Origin of the sequence: Flavobacterium sp. (genome assembly GCF_025352015.1) — a bacterium.
Lineage (GTDB): Bacteria > Bacteroidota > Bacteroidia > Flavobacteriales > Flavobacteriaceae > Flavobacterium.
This window is the reverse complement of the sequence record NZ_JANXUG010000008.1, coordinates 19,269-41,665: the sequence shown is the minus strand read 5'-3', so window position 1 is coordinate 41,665 and position 22,397 is coordinate 19,269. Positions and strand designations below refer to the sequence as shown.

The following is a 22,397-nucleotide window of genomic DNA, read 5'->3' as shown; positions in this document are numbered from 1 at the left end:
TATAAAAATAATACTGTTTTAATTAAGAATGTCATCTCTGACAGCATTTTTGTCTTTTATTATCATTTCTATGGTGCTCCATATTCTTTGCGATGCGTTTTCTGCTGGATGCTGATTTATATTTTCGAACCAATTTTTAGCATTTTTAACTATTTTATTCGAATCTGGATGGAGCATTTTTTCAATTATTGGAGCTATATCGTCTTTGTGATTTAACCAAAAAACAGATTCTTTTACAGGCATTGATTTAAAATGAATAAAATTATAGATGTTTTTTACATTCCAATGGGGAAACAAATTGTTTGAAACATCATAATTTATATAACCACATGGCTTATTTAACGCCACATAATCAAAAACCATGGAGGAGCCCAAATTTATGACTAATTCAGTGTGATAGATAGTATTTATTTGCAAAATTAAATCTTTTTTTGTGGGCAAAATTGCATTCCATGTTTTACCAACTATCTCCCAATTTGGGTCTAAACTAGTTATGAGGTTTTTATGTTTTTCAAGAACTTCATCATACCTTTTTGAAAAATCAACAGGACAACGGCGGAAAATAATTCCAAGGTTGTAGCCTTTTAAATTTAATGAAATAACAGCTAATGCAATATCTAAAAGATATTGTGGATCATTAGGAGAAGTTGTCGCATCATCACCTGAAAAACAGATGTATTTTTTCGAAAAATCTAGCTTATTTTGATTATAAAAAACTTCTTTTGAAACTATATTATTTTTAACAAAATGGGGTTCAAATTGTGGTGTACCTGTAATAAAAATTTGATTTTCATTAATATAAGGATAATAATATTGAAGTTCTTTTTTCATATGTTCACTCCAAACACAATAAAAATCAGTTTCAAGAATTTTTGTTCCTTTTGGTAAATTATCCCATGAAAAAATAAATGTAGCTGTAGGAATTCCTAAATCTTGTGCGGCCAAAATTGGTCCAACCGCAAGCATTGGTCTTTGATTAGTAGAGAATACTATTGCTGGTTTTTCTTTTTTGAGTGTTTGATAACTATCAAAATACAGCTTTGTTTTTCTTTCGTTTTTGACTATTTTTTTTCTAATTCTTTTTAAGCCATTTTCAGAATTGTTACAAAAAATTATTGTTTTTATAATAATGCTTTTTATGCAGGATTTTAAGTCTTTAAAAGACAATGGAAAACGATACGAATTATAAATTGTATCGTTTGATTTCCGAATGTTTTGAGACAATTCTATATGTGTTTGTGCGATTTTGTATAAATCAGTAGTAGGATGCGCTTTAGCTTTTTCAATTTTTATTTCTTTAATCCCTAAATTTGTTAATTCGAATAACGTGTTATTCCAAAAAATAATGTCAAATCCTTTCTTGAGTCCAAGTTTGTGAAAATTTGTGAAGGCAAAATTCTTTAAACCTATTCCATCAGGAAGAAGTATGAATATTTTTTTGTTTTTCATTATACAGTTTAAAATTCCTAATTTATCTAATGAAACTTTTCAATTTATTTTTTATACGTTTTATTAAAATTTTCAGTTTCCAAATTTTTAGACGAGATTTTATCCCCATTGATAAGTAAATTTTATGAATATAAACATCATCAAAATCTAATTCATGAAGTTTAATAAAATTAAATTTTGATAAAAACTCATTAATTCGTCCATCTTTAAAATTGTTCTCAATTACAATAACTTGTACATCTAAATTGTCAAAATTCATGCTTGAAACAATGTCAAATTCATTTCCTTCAGTATCAATTGAGATGAAATCAACTTGTTGGTTTGTGAGCATTTTAATGCTGTTAATCGTAATCATTTCTACATCAATTTCTATCCTATTGCCTCCCTTTGTTTCTATATCTCTATCTATTCGCTGAATATGCCTTTCGTCATAACTTTCAGAAATACCACTTAACATTTCAGCATATCCATCTATTTGTGTAAATTTAATCGACTTATTATACGCTCCAATACACACATTCAAGTTAATAGATTTTCTGAAGGAATTTAATTTGGCAAAAACTTTAGGATTTGGTTCTACACATATTCCCTTCCAATGATTATTTAATTCAAAAAACAATGAATTACTAAACGTTTTTCCATCATGAGCTCCAATATCTATGAAGAAACCATTCTTTTTGTTGTTAAAAACAACTTCATTCAAAAACTCATCTTGTTTACATTGTGAATAATACATAGAACTTATATTTTAATTTTTTTCTTAATTTTAAGCATCAATTTTTCAACATAAACTTCCATAGGGTAATTGTCAAAATAATTGTTTCCACCTTTAAAATAAAACAATTCCTTTTTTTCAGAAGCGTTTACGCCATTTATAGCTTCTAACGCTTCAATTTGATACGATAAAAAAGGAAACAATTGATATTTATCTAAAATTAGTTTCCTAGCTTTTAAGATGGAATCTAAATTTTCTTCCCATTTTTTTGAGGCGGAAATTTCTTTTAAAAATAATTCAATATGCTTGTCGTTAGGATCTATTTGTATGAATGAATTTTTTGGAAAAAAATTTTCAATCGCATTACATCCAAAATACAAAGGCATCGCAAAACTTAAATATGCATCAACAATTTTTTCTGTCCAATAATACTCATTTTGAAAATTTTCATAGGCTATTGCATACTTGTAAGGACACAAAACATCCCATTTATCATCAACTGGTTTAATCCCTCTTCCATATAATTCAATAAAAGGAAGTTCTTTAATTTTATCTAAAAAATCCATCCTAATATTATGCCCTTTTGAAGATCTTTGGTTACTAGTTACCCAAACAATTTTATTTTCTTTGTTTAAATTTTCAAGTTGAATGTTAGTTAAAAAATCATAACTTTTATTAATATGCCATGGTAATGCACCATGAGAAAGAATATTATTATTTTTTATGTCTAATTGGTTAAAAATTACACTGGCATTTTTGTTACCGTATTGTCTGTACTTAGAAACTTCGTTTGGTGGTTCTAAACAAATGTGAATAATATTGTTTTTGTTCACTTTTACAGCAAAGTCATCTTTTGGATAATCTAAAATTACCAAGTAATCACATTCTTCAACATCATCAATGGTGAATGTAATATTTCCCCACCTCATAGAACTATTTGGAGTCTGCTTTTTTAAATCAAAATAATTTTTAAAATAGCTTTCAATTCTAACAACCATAAATTAACACTTAACTTTAAAATTATTATTAAAATATAAAAAATCTGTTTGATTTTATATCAAATTTCTATTGATACCAATTATCAATTCGCCTGACTCAAAAAAATCAAAGTTAAACTCTTTTAAAATTTTATAAATTTCATCTCTGCAATCAAACTCATCATGAATTTCTAAAGCAATACACTTGGTTTTTGACAGAAAAGAAATATTAGTATTTAAACCTGTAAAAACCTCTTTTTCTGATCCTTCAATATCAATTTTAAGTATATCGATTACCTCAAAATTATGCTGATGCATTAAATCCTGTATAGAAAATGCTTTTAAATCTCCTACTTCATTAGTTTCCTCAACTCGTATTGACCAATCTTTTTTGTCTCTAAAATCATTTACTATTTTTAAATTAGTTTTCTTACTCCAAATTCCGCCATTAATTTTGATTGCATTTTGAATTTTGTTACTTTCAAAATTATAACAAACACTCTTAAAATTAGAAGCGTCAGGTTCAACAACAATGAAATTTGAATTTGGAAAAAACTTTGACAAATAAACAGAAGTTAGACCAATGTTTCCTCCAGCATCTATAATGTTTATTTTTTTTGAATTAGGAAAATACTTTTGAAATATTTCTTTAACGGGCTTATATTCATTGTATTGATATATTTGAGCAAACACATTTAAGTCACTTGAAGGTCTTTTTCTGATTTTTATAATAGAATCAAAATCGGGGTAATTAGCTATAAAATCATTAGTACTTTCTTGCTGCAAAAATCCATTAAAACTTATCAAATGAAAATAATACTCATTGATTTGTCTTTCTTTTTCGGAAGTTTTTAATCTAAAAATGCGTTTTAACAGATATTTTAAAACGAGAACTTTATTAAAAAAATTTAGGCGGTATAAATTGATTATTTTTTGCATTTTATTTTAGTAATTGTGCGGCATTAATCCATTGCCAAATATGAAAACTGCTTTCAATGTCTTCCTTAAAAAATAAATCAAGCTCTGTTTCTAGTTTTATTTTATTAAACCAATTATTGGAATATAAAGTTTCTACTTCGGAACGAACCCAATCTTTCAAATCATTCGAAAGCCATTCTCTTTGAGGAGTTTGTAATGCGCGCTTTGGAGCTAAAACTAATTTTTTTTGTAAAAAATGTTCCGCAATTTTGCGCAACATCCATTTTTGGACACCATTTTTAATTTTAAAATCTGTTGGTCTGCTGAAAACATATTCTACCAACTCAAAATCTAAAAATGGTTCACGAAGTTCTGTGCCATACATCATCGAAATTCTGTCATTAAAGCGCAATGCTCTTGGTATTTTGGTATAAAACAAATCCCGGTACTGCAGATTTAACAAATTATCGTCAAATGGCTTGTCATAAACTGTTTTAGTGTAATTTTTAGCAAAATCGGTATCGAGAACTTCCGTTCGAAAGGGTGAATTGGTAACTCCTTGAATAATATTTTGAGAATTATTTGTGTAGTAATCATAACCTGCCCAAGCCTCGTCTGATCCTTGTCCATCGAGCAACACTTTCACCCCGCTTTGACTTGCTTTCTTAAATATTTTTGAGTAAGCTATCGTTGGAATTCCGCCATAAGGTTCCATTTGATGGCGCGTTATTTGTAGCGAAAGTGCTGGTATTTCGCTTGCAGAAAGTTCACAAACATTAAGATGAAATGGTCTGTTTTCTAACATAGACTTTACCCATTTTAGCTCATCATATCTTTCGTCATTTGTAATAAATGTGAAAGCTTCAATTGCAGATTTGTCAATAACTTGCTGGTCAATTAATGCTAAAAGTATACTCGAGTCCAATCCTCCGCTAACATTAAAACCAACTGGAACATCAGATCTAAAACGTAATTTAATTGCTTTTAAAAGCAAGTTTGTGATATAATCTTCTTCATTTTCCTGTAACTGGGATTGCAATTTTAAAACTCTGTCTTCAAAAAAATACCATTTCTTAATTTGAAGTTCATTATTTTTTAAAATCATAAAATGTCCTGCTGGCAGTTGATTTATATCTTTCCAAAAACTCTCATTGGGCAAACCATAACTACCTTCCGAAAAAAAGTTCAGCCAAACATTTTCCTTGGGGATATTTGAAACTCCACAAGCAAAAATGCTATTAATTTCGGAAGCAAAAATAAAATCGGAATTGTTGTAAAAATAATAAAATGGCTTTACACCAAATCTATCTCGAGCGGCAAATAATGTTTGTTCTTTTTTATTCCAAATCGCAAAAGAAAACATACCATTACATTGTTCTAAACATTTTTCTCCCCATTTTAAATAACTGTTTAATAAAACTTCGGTATCAGAATGTGTTCTGAAATTAAACTTGGATTTGAGTTGTCTTTTTAGTTCAATATAATTATAGATTTCTCCATTAAAGACAATCACATAATTGCCGCATTCGCTGGTAAAAGGTTGATTTGCATTACTAGATAAATCGATTATACTTAAACGATTATGACCCAAAACAACTTTATTCTCAACCCAAAAATTTGTATAATCTGGGCCGCGATGCTTTTGAGTTTCCAACATTTTTAAGATAAAATTTTCATTGGCTTTGTGACCAATAATTCCAGCAATACCACACATATAATTATTTTTTATCTAATTTTATACCTTATTGCCGTTTGAAACTTATAAAATAAATAATCCAGTTTTTGTTTAAAAGTAGGATTTATGAAAAGTAATTGCAACCCGCCAGAATAATCCGTCGCAGAAAAAGGACCATAATTAGGATTTTTATAATTTGAAATAACTCTTGTATAAAAAGAATTTGGAAAAATAGTTCTAATACTATTTAATTGAGGCATTCTATCACCCTCAATAATAATAATTCCATGTCTTGATATAATATCTTTAACTCTTAAAATGTTCTCATCCTTTCCGTCTATTATTATTAAATCAAACTGTTGTGAATGAACTACATCTTCTAAAGCATTAAAAATTGTTAGCCGGTTGTAATGTTCTTTTAAATATTTGGGTAAGGCCATCAAACAAAAATAATTAGCTTCGGTTCCTAAATAATTTATTGCTTGATTTTTTGATTGAGTAAATTTTAATACCACACAGGATATTGAGCCAATACCTAGTCCTAATTCTAAAATGTTTTTTGGTTGATATTTTTTTACAATTTTAGCAATAATTTTTAAAGCAAATTCTGTTGCTATATGTTGATTTCCCTCTAGATTTGAAAAATATTTATAAGTTTCTACTGCTATTTTATCACTTTTCATAAATTTATTTTTGTTGCTATTTCTTCAGCAGTTTTCCAATCTTTCATAGTGTCAATGTTTACATAAAATTGCGGGTTGCTTTCTATATATGTTATTGATTTTCCGTAAAGTGAACCGTTCTTAATCACAGATATTTTAGTAATATAAACAGAGCCATCGCGATGGTAAGATTTAGGTAATTCTTGGCGTCTAGGAATAATTTCTTCCTCGCCAGTGGCAATATTCAAAAATCCGTTTTCATTTTCTTGAAATGCCCAATGCGGATTGTATTGCTCTGGTATCTCTAAAACACTTATCAAACAATCTGCCTTTGAGTTAATAAATTTTTTGATAGCAATATCTATGCAGTCACTTTCTCTAAAAGGTGTTGTGGGCTGTAACAAACAGATGGCATCAAAAAAAATGTTTTGTGATTCAAAAAAAGCTATCGAATGCTGAACTACTTCGAGTGTTGTTGAAGTGTCAAGTGCCAATTGTGATGGTCTCATAAAAGGTGGTTTGCAACCTGCCATTTCAGCAGCGATTGCTATTTCTTCATCGTCAGTAGAAACTACTATTTGAGTAAGTAGTTTTGATTTTTTAGCATCATCTAAAGTGTATTCAATCAATGGTTTTTTTCCAAGAAGTTTAATATTCTTTCTAGGAACCCCTTTGGAACCACCACGTGCTGGAATTAAACCTAATATTCTCATTTTTTATTAAAAATATACCTGTTTTCACCAACGCCAAACTTTTCTTTCGCAAAAGGGATTTGATTATAAATAGATTCTACTCGATCAAAATCAGCACCGCGCGTCAATCTTTTGATGTTAATAGCGCCATTTTTTTCTAATTCTACGGTCAATTCTTTAGGAGTAATTCGGGTATTAATAGGAACCATCACATGATCTAACATATAGAAAACTCTATTCATCGGAATTCCTAACGAACGTAAAACATCTTGAGCATATTTGTTATTTACATCTTTCATTATAGCTCGCAAAATTTCTATACTATCCCAAAAAATACCTCCAGGATTTTCGATTAAATACTGCCAACCCCAACCTCCTTTTTTCATTACGCGAAGTTGTTCAACAATTCCTTTTTTCCAATCTTCTGTATGATGTAAAACACCATTACTGTAAACTATATCAAAGGTTTTGTCTTCAAAAGGCATTTCTAAAACTGAACCTTTTACAAATTCAATACTTTCAATTCCTGCCAATTCAGCTCTTACTCTAGCATCTTGCAATCCAATATCTGAAAAATCAATCCCAACTGCTTTTTTAATACCTAATAATTTCCATGCGGCAGTATATCTACCTCCCCCGCATCCTTGATCAAGTAAAACTAAATTTTCTATATTGGTAATTTTAATTTCGTTTCTTTTGAGTCTTGTTTCTAAAAGCTTTTTGGCTTCATCAAAGTAGCTTTTGTGATCAAACTCCTTGAAGAGATTACCATAATGTTGTCCAGTATGACTTTTTACTTCGGTTTCAAAATCTTCGTTATCGTTATATTCAAATGAATTGGTAAGTAAATTTTGTAATTGCACGTTGTTAACAGCACTTAATGTTGTTTTTTTTAATTCTGCTAAAGCATTTACAAATAAAAACATGGGGTCTTTATCTGATTTAAAAATAGTTTCAGTTTTATGAAATAAAAAAGGTACACACAATATTCTAAAATAATTATGAAATTTATCATTCGGAAAATGATTGAACATAGCAACTATTTCTTGCGGAGCTACACCATAAATTTTGGTTTGAATACAATCAACAATTTCAAAATAATCACTGGTATCTCTAATATCTTTATTTACTGCTATCATTTTTTGGTATTAATAATTTATTGTTTTATGAAATTGCAAAGGCAACTCTTTTAGTAAAATCGCAATTTTTTCACCTGAATTTCCACCTCCATATACATTGGAAGTTATTCTATTTTTTTGTTTTAAAATTGCTTCGATTGCAACTAAAATATCGTTTTCATTATAAGAAACGTCAACTACATTTTCACCTCTATCCCGCCGATTTTGACGAGAACCAATATTAACGGTTGGAACGCCAAGGTAAGCACATTCGCGAATACCAACACTAGAATTTCCTACTAAACACAAAGAATTATCTAATAAATTCAAAAAATCATACCCTTCCATATTCTTAAAAAAATGCACATTTTTTAAGGTGTGCTTTTCACGAAAAGAACGAATTCCCGAAGAAGTACCATCAGCACCGGCATCAACATTGGGCCAAAACCAAAGTGTTGGTTTATTCAATTTTTGTATCGCAGATAAAGTCGCTTCAATATGTTTTCTAGAATCCTGATACTCATTGGTAACTGGATGTTGCATTACCACAATATAGCCTTTGCTCAAATCTGGTTGCGAACCTACGCCTCCATATTTTTCATAAGGATTGAAAATAAGCTGCGCATTTTTAGCAACTTCTTGAGCAATATCTATAGATGGACAACCCGTATTGAAAACCATTGCAGGATTTTCTCCCAACTTAATCACTCTTTGCAAGGCATTTTCTGAAGCAACGAAGTGATAATCTGCCAATTTTGTTATCGAATGTCGCACCTTTTCATCAATATTGCCTGTTACTTCTCCACCTTGAATATGTGCTAAAGGAATATTCATATACGATGCAGAAATGGCAGTAGCCATAGTTTCAAATCTATCGGCTACAGTGACTACAATATCTGGTCGAAGATTATCGAAAACTGTTGATAATTCAAGTATTCCAATTCCTGTTGTTTTTGCTGCTGCTGTTAGATTTTCGCCCTCCAAAACATTGAATACTTTGGCAGCGATTTGAAAGCCATCTTTTTCGATATAATTTACGGCACTTCCATATCTATCTAACAAAGCTGATGCAGCTACTATGAGTTGTAATTCTAATTCGGGATGGTTTTTTATGGCGGTTAAAACGGTTTTAACCCTGCTGTAGGATGGTCTTGCTGTAATAACCACAGCTATTTTTCTCGTTGTGCTCATTCTAAATCATTTTCATTCAAAAAATCCCACTTCTCTTTATTATTGATTAGTTTTTTTCCGATAACATCTCTAAAATGCTTGGCAGAAATTCCAAAGCCACTTGGTTTTTTACTTTCCAAATCCTCAAAAGTAATGCTATGACCTTGTGCTAAATTTTTATTAATCGCTAATGATTTTTCAAAAATTGATTTTAGCTCCTTGAAAGCATCAGTATTATTTTTGTTAATTAAATTATTTTGCGCTACATAAAGATCATTTATGGCTTCGACTAATTGCTTTGTTTCCTCTATGGTTAATGAAGCAATGGCGTCTGGACCAAACATTGAACGATGAAAAACAACATGAAACTCTAAAATTTCTGCACCAAGCGCAATTGCAGCAATTCCGGTTGAAATTTTTGCGGAATGATCAGAAAAACCTATAGATACATGGTAACGTTCTTTTAATTCTTGAATCACATTTAAACCGTATTGTTCTGGTTTTGTTGGATAAGCTGTTGTACACTGCAATATAGAAAAAGTAGCTTTTTTACTTTTCAAAAAATTGACTGTTTCATCTAATTCTGAAAAACTACTCATACCAGACGAAATAATGATAGGCTTACGTGTTTGCGTGATTTTTTCAAGAAGTAACAAATTATTTACTTCACCAGAACCAACTTTGTAACTTTGAAGACCTATATTTTCCAACCAATCAACAGCTAAATTGCTAAACGGAGAACAAATAAAATCTAAACCTACATTGTCGCAATGCATTTTTATTGCTACCCATTGATCGAAAGAAAACTCCATACGTTTCCAATAATCAAAACGTGTTGCATCTTCTTTAGAGAATTTTACACGAAAAGGTTCATGAATACTGCTTTCGGCCTCGGCAATGTGCATTTGAAATTTAATTGCTTGTACGCCAGTTTTTGAGATTGCATCAATATAAGAATGCAAAATTCCCAAACTTCCGTCATGAGCTTGAGCAATTTCAGCAATTAAATATGGTTTAGTTTTCATTAAAAATCCATTGATATGGTAGTAAAAGTAACTATTTTTCTGGTTTCCAATAAATTTTAGCTTCGTTTAATTTGATGTAATAGTCATATTCTGCAGAGGTCAACTTGTTACGAAATTTTATCTGTTTTGGAATTGTAAAAATCAAGTCGAAAATGGCTAAAAATAATGGTTTTATTACTTTAAAATTCCCTTTAAAAATGTTGTTTTTAAATTGCATTGCTATTGAATAGGCTATTTTTTTTGGAATTACTTTTATTGGAAAAAATAAAAAATAATTATACCAGTCAGCGCGAAGTGATCTGCGGTGGCGAAAAGCAAAATCGTTATTAATTTTTGTTCTATGTTTTAAATCAACTCTATGTTGGACAAAAAGTTGTGGTACATAATGAATTTGCCAATGTTTTTTTATTAATTGCAATGAAGCAAAACTTTCTTCGCCATAAAACTCGAACCATTCAGGATAATTGGGAATTTCGCGCCAAGCGGAAATTCTCCATACATGACCACAACCGACGAAACTTTTTACATTTTGAGCAATTTCATTGGAAACTATATTTTTAGCATTGTCTTTACTCCAAAAAATACGGGCTGCAATTAATCCGCATAATGGATTTTTTAAAAAATAATCTGTAATAATTTCAATAGGATTAGTAGTTAAAAAATGGGCGTCATCATCAAGAGAAATAGCAAAATCAGCGTCAGTTTCATTGAGCATTTTATTTCTACAGTAAATATACCCTTTGGATGTTTGATTCTGCAGTAATTTTATTTGTGGAAATAGAGCTTTTATTTTTGCTGAAGTTTCATCAGTTGAGCCGTCGTCAAAAACCACACACTTCACGTTATTATTGATTAAATGCTTTATTTTTTCGAGAGTAAAAAGCAAATCATCGCAACGGTTTTTGGTAGAAATTACTATTGAAATTTTACTAAATTGCATAAAAAAATATTACAATTTATTGATTTCATTTTTTAAGTAATCATCAGAAATATATTGTATTAAATCTTCTCTGTTTAGTGCCAATTTGCCTCGGTTAAATTTCCAAATTTGGTAAAGATTTTCTATAATGTTAGCAATTTTTTCAGTGTCATCAATTTCAGACCAATAGGCATATTTTTCACCTAATAATCTTTTCACTTCACTGTAATAGGGTGCTAATGATATAATAGGTTTATTAGCTTCTACACAATGAGGGAATTTACCTGGAAGAAAAGGACTAATTTCGGATTTTGATTCTAAAATTATGTTGACTGAAACATTTTTTTGGAGTTTGTAAACCAACTCAAATGCTACTGTACCATTATAAATATAGATTTGAGGAATATTTTTTTGATATTCTTTCAACATTTCGGTATGATAAGTTGCGCTCCCAAGCATTATTAACTTTGAGTGATTTTTTGCATCATCATTATTTGCTAAAAACAACTTGTATCCTTCAATCAAACCTTTTGGAGGTCTTTGCGGCATCAAATTTCCTGCATGCAATAGGTTAAATTTTGTTTCATCAAAGTAGTCGGGAAGAGCGACATCGTTAATTTTATAATCTGAATTCTGATGCGGAATGATAATACCCGTTGTTAAAAAATTAGGAAAATAACTCCCCATCCACTCTTTTAATAATTTACTAGGAAATGATGAAAATCTTGCGCTTTCAGATATTTTTTTGAAATTAAGTTCCTTTTTTTTATAGCCAGGCTCAACCCAGTTGTAGGGTCTCGGATTATAATGAAATGGGTACGGATCATGAATATTTGCCATCCAAATAGGATAGAGTTCTGGATAAGATAACATTGCAGTGTGCGGTCGAAAACTTGCACCTTTACTTAACGTAATGATTAAATCTGGTTTGTCGTTTTTAATTAATTTTAATGTTTTTTTTAAGGAATTCACATCATTAAAAAACGCAAAAGAAAATCCAAATATTTTTTCAATCAAGGGATTAAAATTAATCTTTAAATTTCGGTATAGAACCCTTTGAAATCGGCTAAAAATATAATTTAGGTTTATTTTTTTTTCCTTAATACCATAACATGGGATATTATCAAGACGAATATTTTTTCTGGTATAATGATAAACCTTAACATCAAAACCACTTTTGTGAAGGTTTTGAATTAAAGCTACATTACACTTTGTACAACTACTATCATTGATGTCTATGGATTCTATTAGTGCGCTAATTTTTTTTATGCTCATTAATTTTGGATAAATTCTCGATTAAAAATTTAATTTTTCCTTAATCCAGTCTATAGTAGATTGTAATCCTTCTTCTAAATTATGTTTAGGTTGGTATCCTAAAAGTTCTTGAGATTTCTGGATGTCCGCACATCTATCTTTTACATGATCCCAATTTCTTGGCGGATTGTATATAATTTTGGAACTTGAGTTTGATATTTCAATAATTTTTTCTGCTATTGTTTTAATACTAACTTTTAGTCCCGTTCCCCCATTAAAAATTTCTGCTTGATTATAGGATGATTCAGCTAATAGTATTAACAAATCAATAGTATCTGATACATATGTAAAATCTCTTGTTTCACTTCCTGTTCCTGTGATAATTATATCTTGATTTGAAAGTGCTCTTTTTATAAAATTTGGAATAACATTTCTATATTCTCCGGGCATTTCACCTGGTCCATAATTGTTAAAAATTCTAGTGCTAACCACCGGAATACGGTGTATCTGGGAATAATATTTGGCATAAAGTTCCCCTACATATTTATTGATTGCATAAGGGGTATCGTAGGGTGAAACAGGAAACTTTTCGTGCATAGTTTGGTTATTACCATAAACACAGCTTGAACTAGCAAAAATAATTTTCTTTAACTCTTTGTTTTTTCGTTGAGCTTCAAATAAATTAACAACTCCTACAATATTAGTATTTATATCAGATAATGGATGGTCTACAGAGTTTTGATTAGCAAAGTGTGCTGCCAGATGAAAAATAAAGTGTGGCTTGTGGTTGTTGAAGAAAGTATTTGCCTTTTCGGTATTTCCTATGTCTATATAGGAAAAATTTACGTTTTTTAAAAAATTAGTGTGTCCTGAACTAAAATTATCAATGACATGAATATCACAAATAAAATTTTGTTGTAAATAATTAATTAAATTATAACCTAATGCGCCGAATCCTCCTGTTATTAATATTTTAGAATTATTTAATGTCATAAAACTTTAGTTGTTTTTAAAAGCTTTTTTTATTTTAGTAGCCTTCAATCGTAGTGGAAGAACAAAATAAAATAGTTGCCATTTTAATTTTTCAAAAGTAGTGAATTCAAGAGTATCAATTAAATTCTTAAATAAATTATATTCTTTAAATTTTATTGAAATACCAATAAAATATCGTTTTAATGAATAGGTTAGTAATCCTTTTTGTTTAAGATTTTTAACAACTAATAGAACTGCTTCTACATAAGATTTTCTTCTGAGTGGATCATTAGCATAAAATTCTCCTGTGTTTGAATTTGGGTGTTTTCTATTAAAATAAAGAATCGTGTCTATCATTATCCCGCGAAGATTATTGGTCATCAATCTACAATAACATTCCCATTCTTCAGCATAATGCAAACTTTCATTAAAATGATTATTATTAAAACAATCTTTTTTCCATAAAACTGTGCAAGAAGCGAATCCAATTTTTTGTATAATAATATCTTTAATATCATTTATGCCAATTTCTCGAACATATGCATCGGTATGATAGATAAAATCTGGATAAATTGTGGTAAATGGTGATTTAGCATAATGACAAAAATCTACATTATTTTTTTCAATATGGCTAGTACTGACTGTCAAGTTTTGAGGATGAACAATATCATCATCATCAAAAAAAATAACATAGTTACCTTTTGCTAAATCGAGACCATAATTTCTACAACCTGGCAATCCCTTTTTGTGCTTATCAGTTCTTATGAAATACTGAAATCTTTTGTCATTTTCTAAAATTGGCTGTATGATGTCAAGTGTATTATCTGTTCCACCATCGTCAATGATAAGACATTCCCAATCTGTAAAATTCTGATTTTGAATTGACTGCAAAGTTTCAACAATATAATGTGCTCTATTGTAAGTAGCCATAATTATAGATACAACTGGGATCATTTTTTAAATAATTGTTTAAAAAAACGAAATGGTTTCAAAATATAATGACCTACTCTAAAATTTATTGAATTCAATCTTTTCAATTCGTTTTTTCTATTTAAGTCTATTGATTGTAAGAAAAAAGAAATCATTTCGTCATAAAAATTAAGGTAAATATCCTTATGTTTTTTAAAAATATAAAGTCTTATTTCGTAATCATATTTATTTAGTGCTTCAGTTCTCATGGAAATTTTATGCTGACGATAAAAGAAAAGTGGTTCTTTTATAATTTTTGTTTCCCAACCTTCCTTGCTTACTCTAATGTAGAATTCCCAGTCTTCATATCCATTTTTCATTTCTTGATCAAAACCTTTTACTTCTTCCCAACATTTTTTCCTAAAAAGCGAATTACCAATGGCTGCATTTTTAAATAAATAATCATTTAAGTTTTTGCCATCAGGCTTAAATTGTTCAAGATATTTATTGCCCATAAAACGAAAACCCCAACAACTAACTATTCCAATTTTTGAATTTTCATCAAGAATTTGTACACCTTTTTTAATGAAGGTTTTATCAAATTTATCATCCGCATCTAAAGTTAATATATATTCTCCTCTAGAATTTTCGATGCCATGATTTCTGGCACTACTCAATCCTCCATTTTTTTTATTAAAATAAAGAAATCTACTGTCCGCTTTGCCCCATTCTTGGGCAATTTTTTCAGTATCATCAGGACTTCCATCATTAACTATAATGCATTCCCAGTTTTGATAAGTTTGTTCTAAAACTGATTGGAGTGCATCTGTTAAAAAATGAGCATGGTTATAACAAGGAATAATAACTGATACTAATCTATTCATTAGTTTATTTTTTGGAATAACCAAAGTTGGTAAACATCAATTTCTGGAAAATTCAACTTTGGAATCAGAGGAATTCGCTTTAATGCAATCACCTTGAAATGCTTTTTGGTAACTAATGTTTCTAATTCTGATTCTGATATCCATTCTTCAATAGGTTGATCTGTGGATGTGTATTTATTCCATTCTAGTTGTGCTTCTTTTCGAGGAGTCGTTAGAATTAAAAAACCATCTTTTTTTAAAAGTTTAACAATGTCATTTATAAATACTTCTTTTTGTTCATTGGGTATATGTTCTATAACTTCTGATGAAACAACAAAATCAAAACTATTACTTCTAGTTTCTAGTATTGTTTGTGATGTTCCGACTAAAAATTCAAGTTTTGGAAATATTTTTCGTGCGTGTTCTATAACAGGTTTGACAGGTTCAATTCCGGTAACTTTCCCGTATGCAGAAAGCAAATTTGAGAGCCAACCTCTCCCGCAGCCAAGGTCTAAAAGTGCAATATTATTTTCTTTGTTTAAGATATTTATTCCCGTTTCAACAAAAGTTTTTATAACATCCCATCGTAATTTTTCGTCATTATTAGGGCCGGGTTTACTCCACAATTGACTTTTCGTAAAAAGTTGCTCATAATATTCTTCTTCCGTTTGAGGTTTTGATTGTTTGAGAAAAGCTGCAATGCGCCATTTATTAATTACTCTAAAAAAATTCATTCGTTATATTTTGTTAAATTCCCAATCTACATTTTCATGAAAAACTTTGTTCAATCTGAAGTCAAGGCTGTTTAATATTTCATTTTGAAAAGATTCTTGAATATTGAAAATAATGGCATCGTTGAGTACCTCAATATCGTTAGTTGAATCGCCTAGAAAAATATCTATTTTGTATAGTCCTGGCAGTAAAATAATTTCGTTTATTGTCAATGATACTTTTCCTTTTAAAACATCATGAGGGTTTATTTTGTCAAAAATATAATGTTTGTTGTTTATCCCAATTAATTCAACATTATTAAAATCCTTGATTACAATCCCTAATACCACATTTTTAATGACCTCTTTAGATTCAAAATACACATCCAGTTTGAACAGTGATTTGTACTTAACACAATCATTTTCTTCATTTAGGATAGCTTTTTTAATAATCTTTTCTCCAATATATTTCATCGAAACGTTAAGGTTAATAGCGTCATCATAGACCGTCAATGCTTGATTTGTTGTGCCATCAAATTTTAAAATACCATTTTCCAAAACAATTCCTCTTTGACACAAACTTTTCACAGCCGCCATATTATGACTTACAAATAAAATAGTTCTCCCCTCACCTTTTGAAATATCTCCCATTTTACCGAGACATTTTTTTTGAAACTCCGCATCACCAACGGCTAAAACTTCATCTACAATCAAAATTTCACTTTCTAAATGAGCCGCTACAGCAAAAGCTAGCCGAACATACATTCCAGATGAGTAGCGCTTTACTGGAGTGTCTATATAGCGTTCAACTCCAGAAAAATCTATTATTTCATCCAGTTTTTGAGTAATTTCTTTTTTGCGCATTCCAAGTATAGTACCATTAAGATAAATATTTTCTCTACCTGATAACTCTGGATGAAAACCAGTACCTACTTCAAGCAAACTAGAAATTCTTCCTTTTACTTTAATTTCCCCCATTGTAGGGCTGGTGACTCTTGATAATAACTTTAGCAAGGTGCTTTTTCCTGCTCCATTTTTTCCGATAATACCAACGGCTTCTCCTTGTTTGATTTCGAAATTTATATCTTTTAGTGACCAAACAATATCGCTTTCTCCTTTGACACTTCTATCATTTGTTTGTCCAATTTTCAGAAAAGGGTCTTCTTTACCAAGAATCTTTGTTAACCAAAAACGCTCAATGTCGCGTGAGATAGTTCCTGTTCCGATTTGCCCAATTTGGTAGGCTTTTGATAAATTTTCGACATGTATACTAGGTTTGCTCATTAGATGGTGTCGACAAAGTTTTTTTCGGTTTTATTAAAAACAATAATTCCTATGGCTAAAATTGAAAGTGTAATCAGCATTGAATTCAGTAAAGTGAAAGCGGTAAAATCACCTTTTCCTAAAAAAGCATATCTAAAAGCTTCAATAATTCTTGTCATTGGATTCAACTCCACTATCCAGCCATAGCCTTTTTCTTTAGCATAACTCAACGGATAAATAACTGTTGTTCCGTACATTAATAACTGCACTCCAAAGGTGACTAAAAAGGTTAAATCACGATATTTAGTTGTCATTGCGGTAATAATTAATCCAAGACCAAGTCCAAGTAATGCCATTAAGAGTACCAAAATAGGAAATAAAAATATACCAGTAGTGACTTGAAAACTGGTTCCAGGTATTGGTTTGAAATAAAAGAAAATCATCATTAAAATCATCAAAAGTAACTGAACTCCAAAACGAACCAAATTACTCACCACTATACTTAATGGCATTATTAACCTAGGAAAATATACTTTCCCAAAAATATTTGCATTGTCTCTGAATACGGTACTTGTTTTGGTCAAGCAATCCGAAAAATAGTTCCATGATGTAATTCCTGATAAGTAAAAAAGATATTTTGGTATGCCATCAGTACTTATTCCTGCTAAATTTCCGAACACAAATGTGAAAACTAATGTTGTAAAAATAGGTTGTATAAAAAACCATAACGGACCTAAAACCGTTTGTTTATAAAAACTGATAAAATCTCTTTTTACCAGTAAAAGCAACAAATCTCTGTAATACCAAAGGTCTTTAAACTTTACATCAAAAAGTGAAGTATGTCCCTTGATTACTAAATCCCAATATTGAGATTGATTACTTTCTTTCATTAAACCTGTATTAATTGAAAAAATATGTGATTATAAAAATTATTGAATGCAAATATATAGATTACAACAGGTGCAGAAAAAGAAATGAATTGATTTGTTTAGTAAACTATTAACATTTAGATATAATGCTTTTAATTGATTAATTTTGCAAGCTAAATTTACTATTGTGATAGATTTTTTTAAACAAAAAAAACCTTTTTTAAAAGATTTAATTCCAGATAATTATATTGATATTCATTCTCATTTATTACCTGCAATAGATGATGGTGCCACTTGTATTAAAGATACTTCAAGTTTAATAAATGGTTTACAAGAAATTGGTTTTAAAAAATTTATTACCACTCCACATATTATGGGTGATGTTTGGAAAAATACCAACGAACAAATAAATCAAAATTTATTAGCGACTATTTCTGAAGTAAAAATTCCTAACATCAGTAATCGTTTGAAAGCTGCTGCAGAATACATGATTGACTCTGAATTTAATACACTTTTTAAAAGCAAATCTTTATTAACTTTAAAAGACAATTATGTTTTAGTAGAAATATCATATTTAAATCCTCCAATTCAATTATTCGAAATTTTATTCGATTTGCAAGTAGCTGGTTATCATCCCGTATTGGCTCATCCTGAAAGATATAATTTTTACCATAATTCGCTTGATGCTTATAAAAAGTTGAAAAATGCAGGATGTTATTTTCAGTTAAACATGCTATCTACAACAGGATACTATGGCGAGAAAGTCGCTAAAATTGCTGATATATTATTAAAAAACGGGTTAATAGATTTTATTGGCTCTGATATACACCATAATCGACATTTGGAATATATGCATAAGAGAATTGTCCTAAAAAATTATGGTTATCTGACGGCTGCTTTTCAAAATAATTCTTTTTTTGAATTTTAGTTTTTTTATTTTTTGCTTTTAAAGAAAGATGAAACCTTTTCTAGCAACGATTTTTTTGTTCCCGTTTCAGAATCGTATCCATAACCGTAACCATAGGCGTAATTGTATTTATAATCATAGCCATAAGAAGAAAAGCTTTTATAATTAGCCCCCACATTATTGATAACATAAGCCATGTTCCTCAATTTTCCTTTGTCGCTTAAGTTTACAGAAAACTCTAATATTTTTTTAGGCGTATAATCGGCTCTAACTACATATAAAGTTGTGTCTACTAAATGCGAAATTACAAGAGTATCCGTTACCAGTAATGTTGGTGGTGTATCTAAAATTATAAAATCATAATCTTGTTTTGCCTCTGAAACCAATTTTTCTAAACGTCCGTTTGATAATAATTCGGCTGGGTTTGGCGGAATTGTTCCAGATAATATAATATCTAAATTAGGATTATTTAAACAATCTTTATTAATAGTGCTTTTCCAATCAACATTTATATCAAATAAATAATCTTGAAGTCCGTGCTGATTCTTTTCTATGTTTAAATACGTATGTAATTGAGGATTTCTCATGTCCGCGCCAATCAACAACACTTTTTTATTCATTATAGAAAAAGATATCGATAAATTGAGTGCGGTAAATGTTTTTCCTTCTCCTTTTATAGTTGAAGTTATCATTATAGTTTGACCTACTTTTTCTTTTAGTAAAGGGAAAATATAAGTTAAATTAGTCCTTAATATCCTAAATGATTCCCCAAGAATTGATCTATCATTTAGTGTTGTTAATTTATTTTCTGAATTAATATGAGGAACTTCGGAAAGTATAATTTTATTCCTCGTTAATTTTAAAATATCCTCTTTAGTGTGAAGTTTATCATCAAGCAAGAAACTTATCCATAAAATCAAAAACGGAATCAGCATTCCTAAAAGTAGAGATACCAAATAATAAGTTCCTTTTTTTGGTGCTACAGGAGTAGAACCTGTCAAAGCATAATCTACAACTTTAAGAGAGGAAGAAGTTATTGCTAAATTTATTGCTGCTTCTTCTCTTTTTTGCAAAAGCAATAAATATAATGTTTCTTTAATGTTTTGCTGACGTTCTATTCCTCTCAAAACTTTTTCATCATTAGGAATGGCACTAAATTTACTGCCTGTTTCTTTTTTGATATAATCATTTTTAGAAAGCGAAACTTCAAGTTCTTTCTGATATGCTTTAATAGATTGAATAGCATTTTCTTTTAAGCTTGCCAATTTGCCATTTAATAAAAGTATAGTTGGATTGTTTGATAAACCACTAATGGATTGACGGTCTCGTTCTAAAACAACAATGTTAAAATCGGAAATCAATTGATTAATACCTTGATTGGTCAGTCCAATATTGGCTGGAAGCAATCCTAATTTTTTATCTTCTTTGACGGTTTGTTCTAATACTTTTGCCAATGCAATTTGAGTTTCAACTTGAAAAACATCACTAGTAGCTTGTATTTTCCCCGCTGTTGCTGATAAAGCATCATTGTTGATAAATGTTAAGGCATTAATGCGTTTGAAAGTAGCTTTGCCGGTTTCAACAGAGTCCAACTGTCTTTCCAACGATTTGAAACGTGCATTAACAAAATCAATAGTTCTTTGAGATACTAATCGCCGGTCATTCAAACCATCAATGTCGAACTGTTTAATAATTTCATTAAGAACTACTTCTGATTTGTCTTTATTAGATCCAACTAAAGATATAACAAGAATATCCGAATTCTTGTTACTATTTGCAATATTTAAATTTCCAGCTAAATTCAATACAACCGATTCAATCGTTGGATGAACAATTAAAAATTTTCTAGTATTGATGGAACCTAAATTTGTTCCTACTTGAAGAATTAGTTTATAAGGAACTCCATTTATATACTGAACCGAATTGAAGGGGTAAACTTTAGATGATGTTCCAGATGATGAACTAATTACTTTATATCCTTCATTGGCTATTTCAATCTCAAAAGAAATTGATTTATCATCTATTTTTAATGATTTGTCAAGCCATTCTATAGTAAATGGTCTATTTTTCCAGATTTCGATATTATTTAAATATCCAACATTAAAATATTGATTATTTAAATTTAAGGCTCTACAAACTTGTTCAAGAATTCTATAGGATTTTAAAACTTCAATTTCATTATCCAAATTAACTTTGTTTTTCCCAAACAATGCGACAGGACTATTAGGCAGTATAAAGCTATTTTTAGAGTCGTCAATTATTTTTACTTTTGCTTTGGATTCATATACTGAAACTGTGTGATTTAAGTAATATTTCATGACAAAAAAGCAAACTATTACAGAAATTAAGAAATAATGCCAATAACGTAGATAAACAAAGAATTGTTCTAAAAAATCAAAGCTGTTATGCTTGTCTTGAATATCAGGTTGAGTGTTTTCCATTAAAAATTATTTTTTTAATATTATAAAGAGTGTAAGCGCAAAAGACATTATGCCAAGAACATTTCCTACATTAGCCAAATAGCCGGATGTCATAATTTTTGCACCATTTGGATTAACAATTATAACATCGTTTTGTTTTACATAATAATAAGGACTTGTAAACCAGTTAGATGAAGTCAAGTCCAATTTAATATAAGTTCTGGTTCCGTTATTTTCTCTAATCAATAAAACGTCTTTTCGTATACCGTTAATAGTTAAATCGCCAGCATAACCAATAGCCTGATTTAAAGAAATATTTTGCTCCCCAAAACTATAGGTTCCTGGGTTTCTTACCTCTCCTAAAACAGTTACTTTACTGTTTATAACTCTAACATTTACATTAGCATCTTTTATGTATCCATTGTCTTCAAGCATTTTCACTAACATTTGTTGTAATTCTAATGTGCTTTTTCCTACTACTTTTAAAGTTCCTAAAATTGGAAAAACGATGGTTCCTTCCTGTGACACCAGATAACCCTGAACTTTTAGTGTTTCTATATTTAAAGCAGTCGTAGGATTGATTTCTAAATTAAATGGTTTTGTAGATTCAGGGACTAATGCATCAATTTTTATGTATAATATGTCGTTTATTTGAATTTCATTTGAAACATAGTTTATAGGTGCTTGTGTTTTATCTTTTAAATCTTGATAATAAAGGATGTCTTTTTTGTTAGTACAAGAAATAAATATAAAAAAGACAACAAACGAAAGGAGTATTTTTTTTAACATAAATAAATGATTTCAGTATTTTAGGGTGAGTGTTTTTAAAACGTTATGCTTAATTTATTTTCAAAAAATGCAAAGCTACAATTTGATTTTATATTTTAATATGATTACAAGATTTTAATTA

At 29.6% G+C, this 22,397-nt stretch carries 21 protein-coding genes; 1 reads left to right on the top strand and 20 read right to left on the bottom strand.

Features of this window, described 5'->3' with window-relative positions:
• Positions 1-18: 18 nt before the first annotated feature.
• The 18 genes from Q0Q96_RS00695 to Q0Q96_RS00610 form a co-directional block, all read right to left on the bottom strand.
• Positions 19-1,449, bottom strand: coding sequence for a UDP-glycosyltransferase (locus Q0Q96_RS00695; RefSeq protein ID WP_293870278.1), 1,431 nt, complete (start codon positions 1,447-1,449; stop codon positions 19-21).
• Between the two features lie 22 nt (positions 1,450-1,471).
• Positions 1,472-2,185 carry an FkbM family methyltransferase gene (locus Q0Q96_RS00690; protein WP_293870276.1) on the bottom strand — a complete coding sequence of 238 codons (714 nt, stop codon included), beginning with the start codon at positions 2,183-2,185 and terminating at the stop codon, positions 1,472-1,474.
• Positions 2,186-2,190: 5 nt separating this feature from the next.
• Positions 2,191-3,093, bottom strand: coding sequence for a glycosyltransferase family 10 (locus Q0Q96_RS00685; RefSeq protein ID WP_293870274.1), 903 nt, complete (start codon positions 3,091-3,093; stop codon positions 2,191-2,193).
• A 123-nt stretch (positions 3,094-3,216) separates the two neighbouring features.
• Positions 3,217-4,080, bottom strand: coding sequence for an FkbM family methyltransferase (locus Q0Q96_RS00680; RefSeq protein ID WP_293870272.1), 864 nt, complete (start codon positions 4,078-4,080; stop codon positions 3,217-3,219).
• A gap of 1 nt (position 4,081) precedes the next feature.
• Entirely contained in the window at positions 4,082-5,773 is a 1,692-nt protein-coding gene (asnB, locus tag Q0Q96_RS00675) for an asparagine synthase (glutamine-hydrolyzing) (RefSeq protein ID WP_293870270.1), read from the bottom strand.
• Positions 5,774-5,784: 11 nt separating this feature from the next.
• Positions 5,785-6,417: a hypothetical protein gene (locus Q0Q96_RS00670; RefSeq protein ID WP_293870268.1), complete on the bottom strand. Its 633-nt coding sequence runs from the start codon at positions 6,415-6,417 to the stop codon at positions 5,785-5,787.
• On the bottom strand, positions 6,414-7,109 hold the full coding sequence (locus Q0Q96_RS00665) for an acylneuraminate cytidylyltransferase family protein (protein WP_293870266.1): 696 nt from the start codon (positions 7,107-7,109) through the stop codon (positions 6,414-6,416). The genes Q0Q96_RS00670 and Q0Q96_RS00665 overlap by 4 nt, the downstream gene beginning before the upstream one ends.
• Positions 7,106-8,227, bottom strand: a complete 1,122-nt coding sequence (locus Q0Q96_RS00660) for a class I SAM-dependent methyltransferase (RefSeq protein ID WP_293870264.1) — start codon at positions 8,225-8,227, stop codon at positions 7,106-7,108. Before Q0Q96_RS00660 ends, Q0Q96_RS00665 begins: the two co-directional genes overlap by 4 nt.
• 9 nt (positions 8,228-8,236) lie before the next feature.
• Positions 8,237-9,397: a UDP-N-acetylglucosamine 2-epimerase gene (neuC, locus tag Q0Q96_RS00655; RefSeq protein WP_293870262.1), complete on the bottom strand. Its 1,161-nt coding sequence runs from the start codon at positions 9,395-9,397 to the stop codon at positions 8,237-8,239.
• Positions 9,394-10,401 carry an N-acetylneuraminate synthase family protein gene (locus tag Q0Q96_RS00650; RefSeq protein ID WP_293870260.1) on the bottom strand — a complete coding sequence of 336 codons (1,008 nt, stop codon included), beginning with the start codon at positions 10,399-10,401 and terminating at the stop codon, positions 9,394-9,396. Before Q0Q96_RS00650 ends, neuC begins: the two co-directional genes overlap by 4 nt.
• 31 nt (positions 10,402-10,432) lie before the next feature.
• On the bottom strand, positions 10,433-11,341 hold the full coding sequence (locus Q0Q96_RS00645; RefSeq protein ID WP_293870258.1) for a glycosyltransferase: 909 nt from the start codon (positions 11,339-11,341) through the stop codon (positions 10,433-10,435).
• A gap of 9 nt (positions 11,342-11,350) precedes the next feature.
• Positions 11,351-12,595 (bottom strand): UDP-glycosyltransferase, encoded by a 1,245-nt coding sequence (locus Q0Q96_RS00640; protein WP_293870256.1) that lies wholly within the window; start codon positions 12,593-12,595, stop codon positions 11,351-11,353.
• Between the two features lie 21 nt (positions 12,596-12,616).
• Positions 12,617-13,567, bottom strand: coding sequence for an NAD-dependent epimerase/dehydratase family protein (locus Q0Q96_RS00635; protein ID WP_293870254.1), 951 nt, complete (start codon positions 13,565-13,567; stop codon positions 12,617-12,619).
• A gap of 6 nt (positions 13,568-13,573) precedes the next feature.
• The gene (locus tag Q0Q96_RS00630; protein ID WP_293870252.1) at positions 13,574-14,500 is read right to left on the bottom strand and encodes a glycosyltransferase family 2 protein; all 927 of its coding nucleotides are present in this window, start codon (positions 14,498-14,500) and stop codon (positions 13,574-13,576) included.
• Entirely contained in the window at positions 14,497-15,339 is an 843-nt protein-coding gene (locus tag Q0Q96_RS00625; protein ID WP_293870250.1) for a glycosyltransferase family A protein, read from the bottom strand. Before Q0Q96_RS00625 ends, Q0Q96_RS00630 begins: the two co-directional genes overlap by 4 nt.
• Positions 15,339-16,052: a class I SAM-dependent methyltransferase gene (locus Q0Q96_RS00620; RefSeq protein ID WP_293870248.1), complete on the bottom strand. Its 714-nt coding sequence runs from the start codon at positions 16,050-16,052 to the stop codon at positions 15,339-15,341. Before Q0Q96_RS00620 ends, Q0Q96_RS00625 begins: the two co-directional genes overlap by 1 nt.
• A gap of 3 nt (positions 16,053-16,055) precedes the next feature.
• Positions 16,056-17,312, bottom strand: coding sequence for an ABC transporter ATP-binding protein (locus Q0Q96_RS00615; RefSeq protein ID WP_293870246.1), 1,257 nt, complete (start codon positions 17,310-17,312; stop codon positions 16,056-16,058).
• Positions 17,312-18,181, bottom strand: coding sequence for an ABC transporter permease (locus tag Q0Q96_RS00610; protein WP_293870244.1), 870 nt, complete (start codon positions 18,179-18,181; stop codon positions 17,312-17,314). The genes Q0Q96_RS00615 and Q0Q96_RS00610 overlap by 1 nt, the downstream gene beginning before the upstream one ends.
• Positions 18,182-18,347: 166 nt before the next feature.
• Between Q0Q96_RS00610 and Q0Q96_RS00605 the strand changes: the two genes are divergently transcribed.
• Positions 18,348-19,088 (top strand): CpsB/CapC family capsule biosynthesis tyrosine phosphatase, encoded by a 741-nt coding sequence (locus Q0Q96_RS00605; RefSeq protein ID WP_366068697.1) that lies wholly within the window; start codon positions 18,348-18,350, stop codon positions 19,086-19,088.
• Between the two features lie 5 nt (positions 19,089-19,093).
• On the opposite strand, the gene Q0Q96_RS00600 is transcribed toward Q0Q96_RS00605, so the two are convergent.
• Together Q0Q96_RS00600 and Q0Q96_RS00595 are read right to left on the bottom strand one after the other, a co-directional pair.
• Positions 19,094-21,508 (bottom strand): tyrosine-protein kinase family protein, encoded by a 2,415-nt coding sequence (locus Q0Q96_RS00600; RefSeq protein WP_293870242.1) that lies wholly within the window; start codon positions 21,506-21,508, stop codon positions 19,094-19,096.
• Between the two features lie 6 nt (positions 21,509-21,514).
• Complete coding sequence (locus Q0Q96_RS00595) at positions 21,515-22,276, bottom strand: polysaccharide biosynthesis/export family protein (protein WP_293870240.1); 762 nt, start codon at positions 22,274-22,276, stop codon at positions 21,515-21,517.
• Positions 22,277-22,397 lie beyond the last annotated feature (121 nt).

Coding starts and splice junctions, on each gene's coding strand:
- Q0Q96_RS00690 (WP_293870276.1), bottom strand. CDS start 2,185: ATGTATTATTCACAATGTAAACAAGATGAGTTTTTGAATGAAGTTGTT.
- Q0Q96_RS00670 (WP_293870268.1), bottom strand. CDS start 6,417: ATGAAAAGTGATAAAATAGCAGTAGAAACTTATAAATATTTTTCAAAT.
- Q0Q96_RS00680 (WP_293870272.1), bottom strand. CDS start 4,080: ATGCAAAAAATAATCAATTTATACCGCCTAAATTTTTTTAATAAAGTT.
- neuC (WP_293870262.1), bottom strand. CDS start 9,397: ATGAGCACAACGAGAAAAATAGCTGTGGTTATTACAGCAAGACCATCC.
- Q0Q96_RS00685 (WP_293870274.1), bottom strand. CDS start 3,093: ATGAGGTGGGGAAATATTACATTCACCATTGATGATGTTGAAGAATGT.
- Q0Q96_RS00665 (WP_293870266.1), bottom strand. CDS start 7,109: ATGAGAATATTAGGTTTAATTCCAGCACGTGGTGGTTCCAAAGGGGTT.
- Q0Q96_RS00600 (WP_293870242.1), bottom strand. CDS start 21,508: ATGGAAAACACTCAACCTGATATTCAAGACAAGCATAACAGCTTTGAT.
- asnB (WP_293870270.1), bottom strand. CDS start 5,773: ATGTGTGGTATTGCTGGAATTATTGGTCACAAAGCCAATGAAAATTTT.
- Q0Q96_RS00650 (WP_293870260.1), bottom strand. CDS start 10,401: ATGAAAACTAAACCATATTTAATTGCTGAAATTGCTCAAGCTCATGAC.
- Q0Q96_RS00635 (WP_293870254.1), bottom strand. CDS start 13,567: ATGACATTAAATAATTCTAAAATATTAATAACAGGAGGATTCGGCGCA.
- Q0Q96_RS00620 (WP_293870248.1), bottom strand. CDS start 16,052: ATGAATTTTTTTAGAGTAATTAATAAATGGCGCATTGCAGCTTTTCTC.
- Q0Q96_RS00640 (WP_293870256.1), bottom strand. CDS start 12,595: ATGAGCATAAAAAAAATTAGCGCACTAATAGAATCCATAGACATCAAT.
- Q0Q96_RS00625 (WP_293870250.1), bottom strand. CDS start 15,339: ATGAATAGATTAGTATCAGTTATTATTCCTTGTTATAACCATGCTCAT.
- Q0Q96_RS00645 (WP_293870258.1), bottom strand. CDS start 11,341: ATGCAATTTAGTAAAATTTCAATAGTAATTTCTACCAAAAACCGTTGC.
- Q0Q96_RS00595 (WP_293870240.1), bottom strand. CDS start 22,276: ATGTTAAAAAAAATACTCCTTTCGTTTGTTGTCTTTTTTATATTTATT.
- Q0Q96_RS00630 (WP_293870252.1), bottom strand. CDS start 14,500: ATGATCCCAGTTGTATCTATAATTATGGCTACTTACAATAGAGCACAT.
- Q0Q96_RS00695 (WP_293870278.1), bottom strand. CDS start 1,449: ATGAAAAACAAAAAAATATTCATACTTCTTCCTGATGGAATAGGTTTA.
- Q0Q96_RS00615 (WP_293870246.1), bottom strand. CDS start 17,312: ATGAGCAAACCTAGTATACATGTCGAAAATTTATCAAAAGCCTACCAA.
- Q0Q96_RS00660 (WP_293870264.1), bottom strand. CDS start 8,227: ATGATAGCAGTAAATAAAGATATTAGAGATACCAGTGATTATTTTGAA.
- Q0Q96_RS00610 (WP_293870244.1), bottom strand. CDS start 18,181: ATGAAAGAAAGTAATCAATCTCAATATTGGGATTTAGTAATCAAGGGA.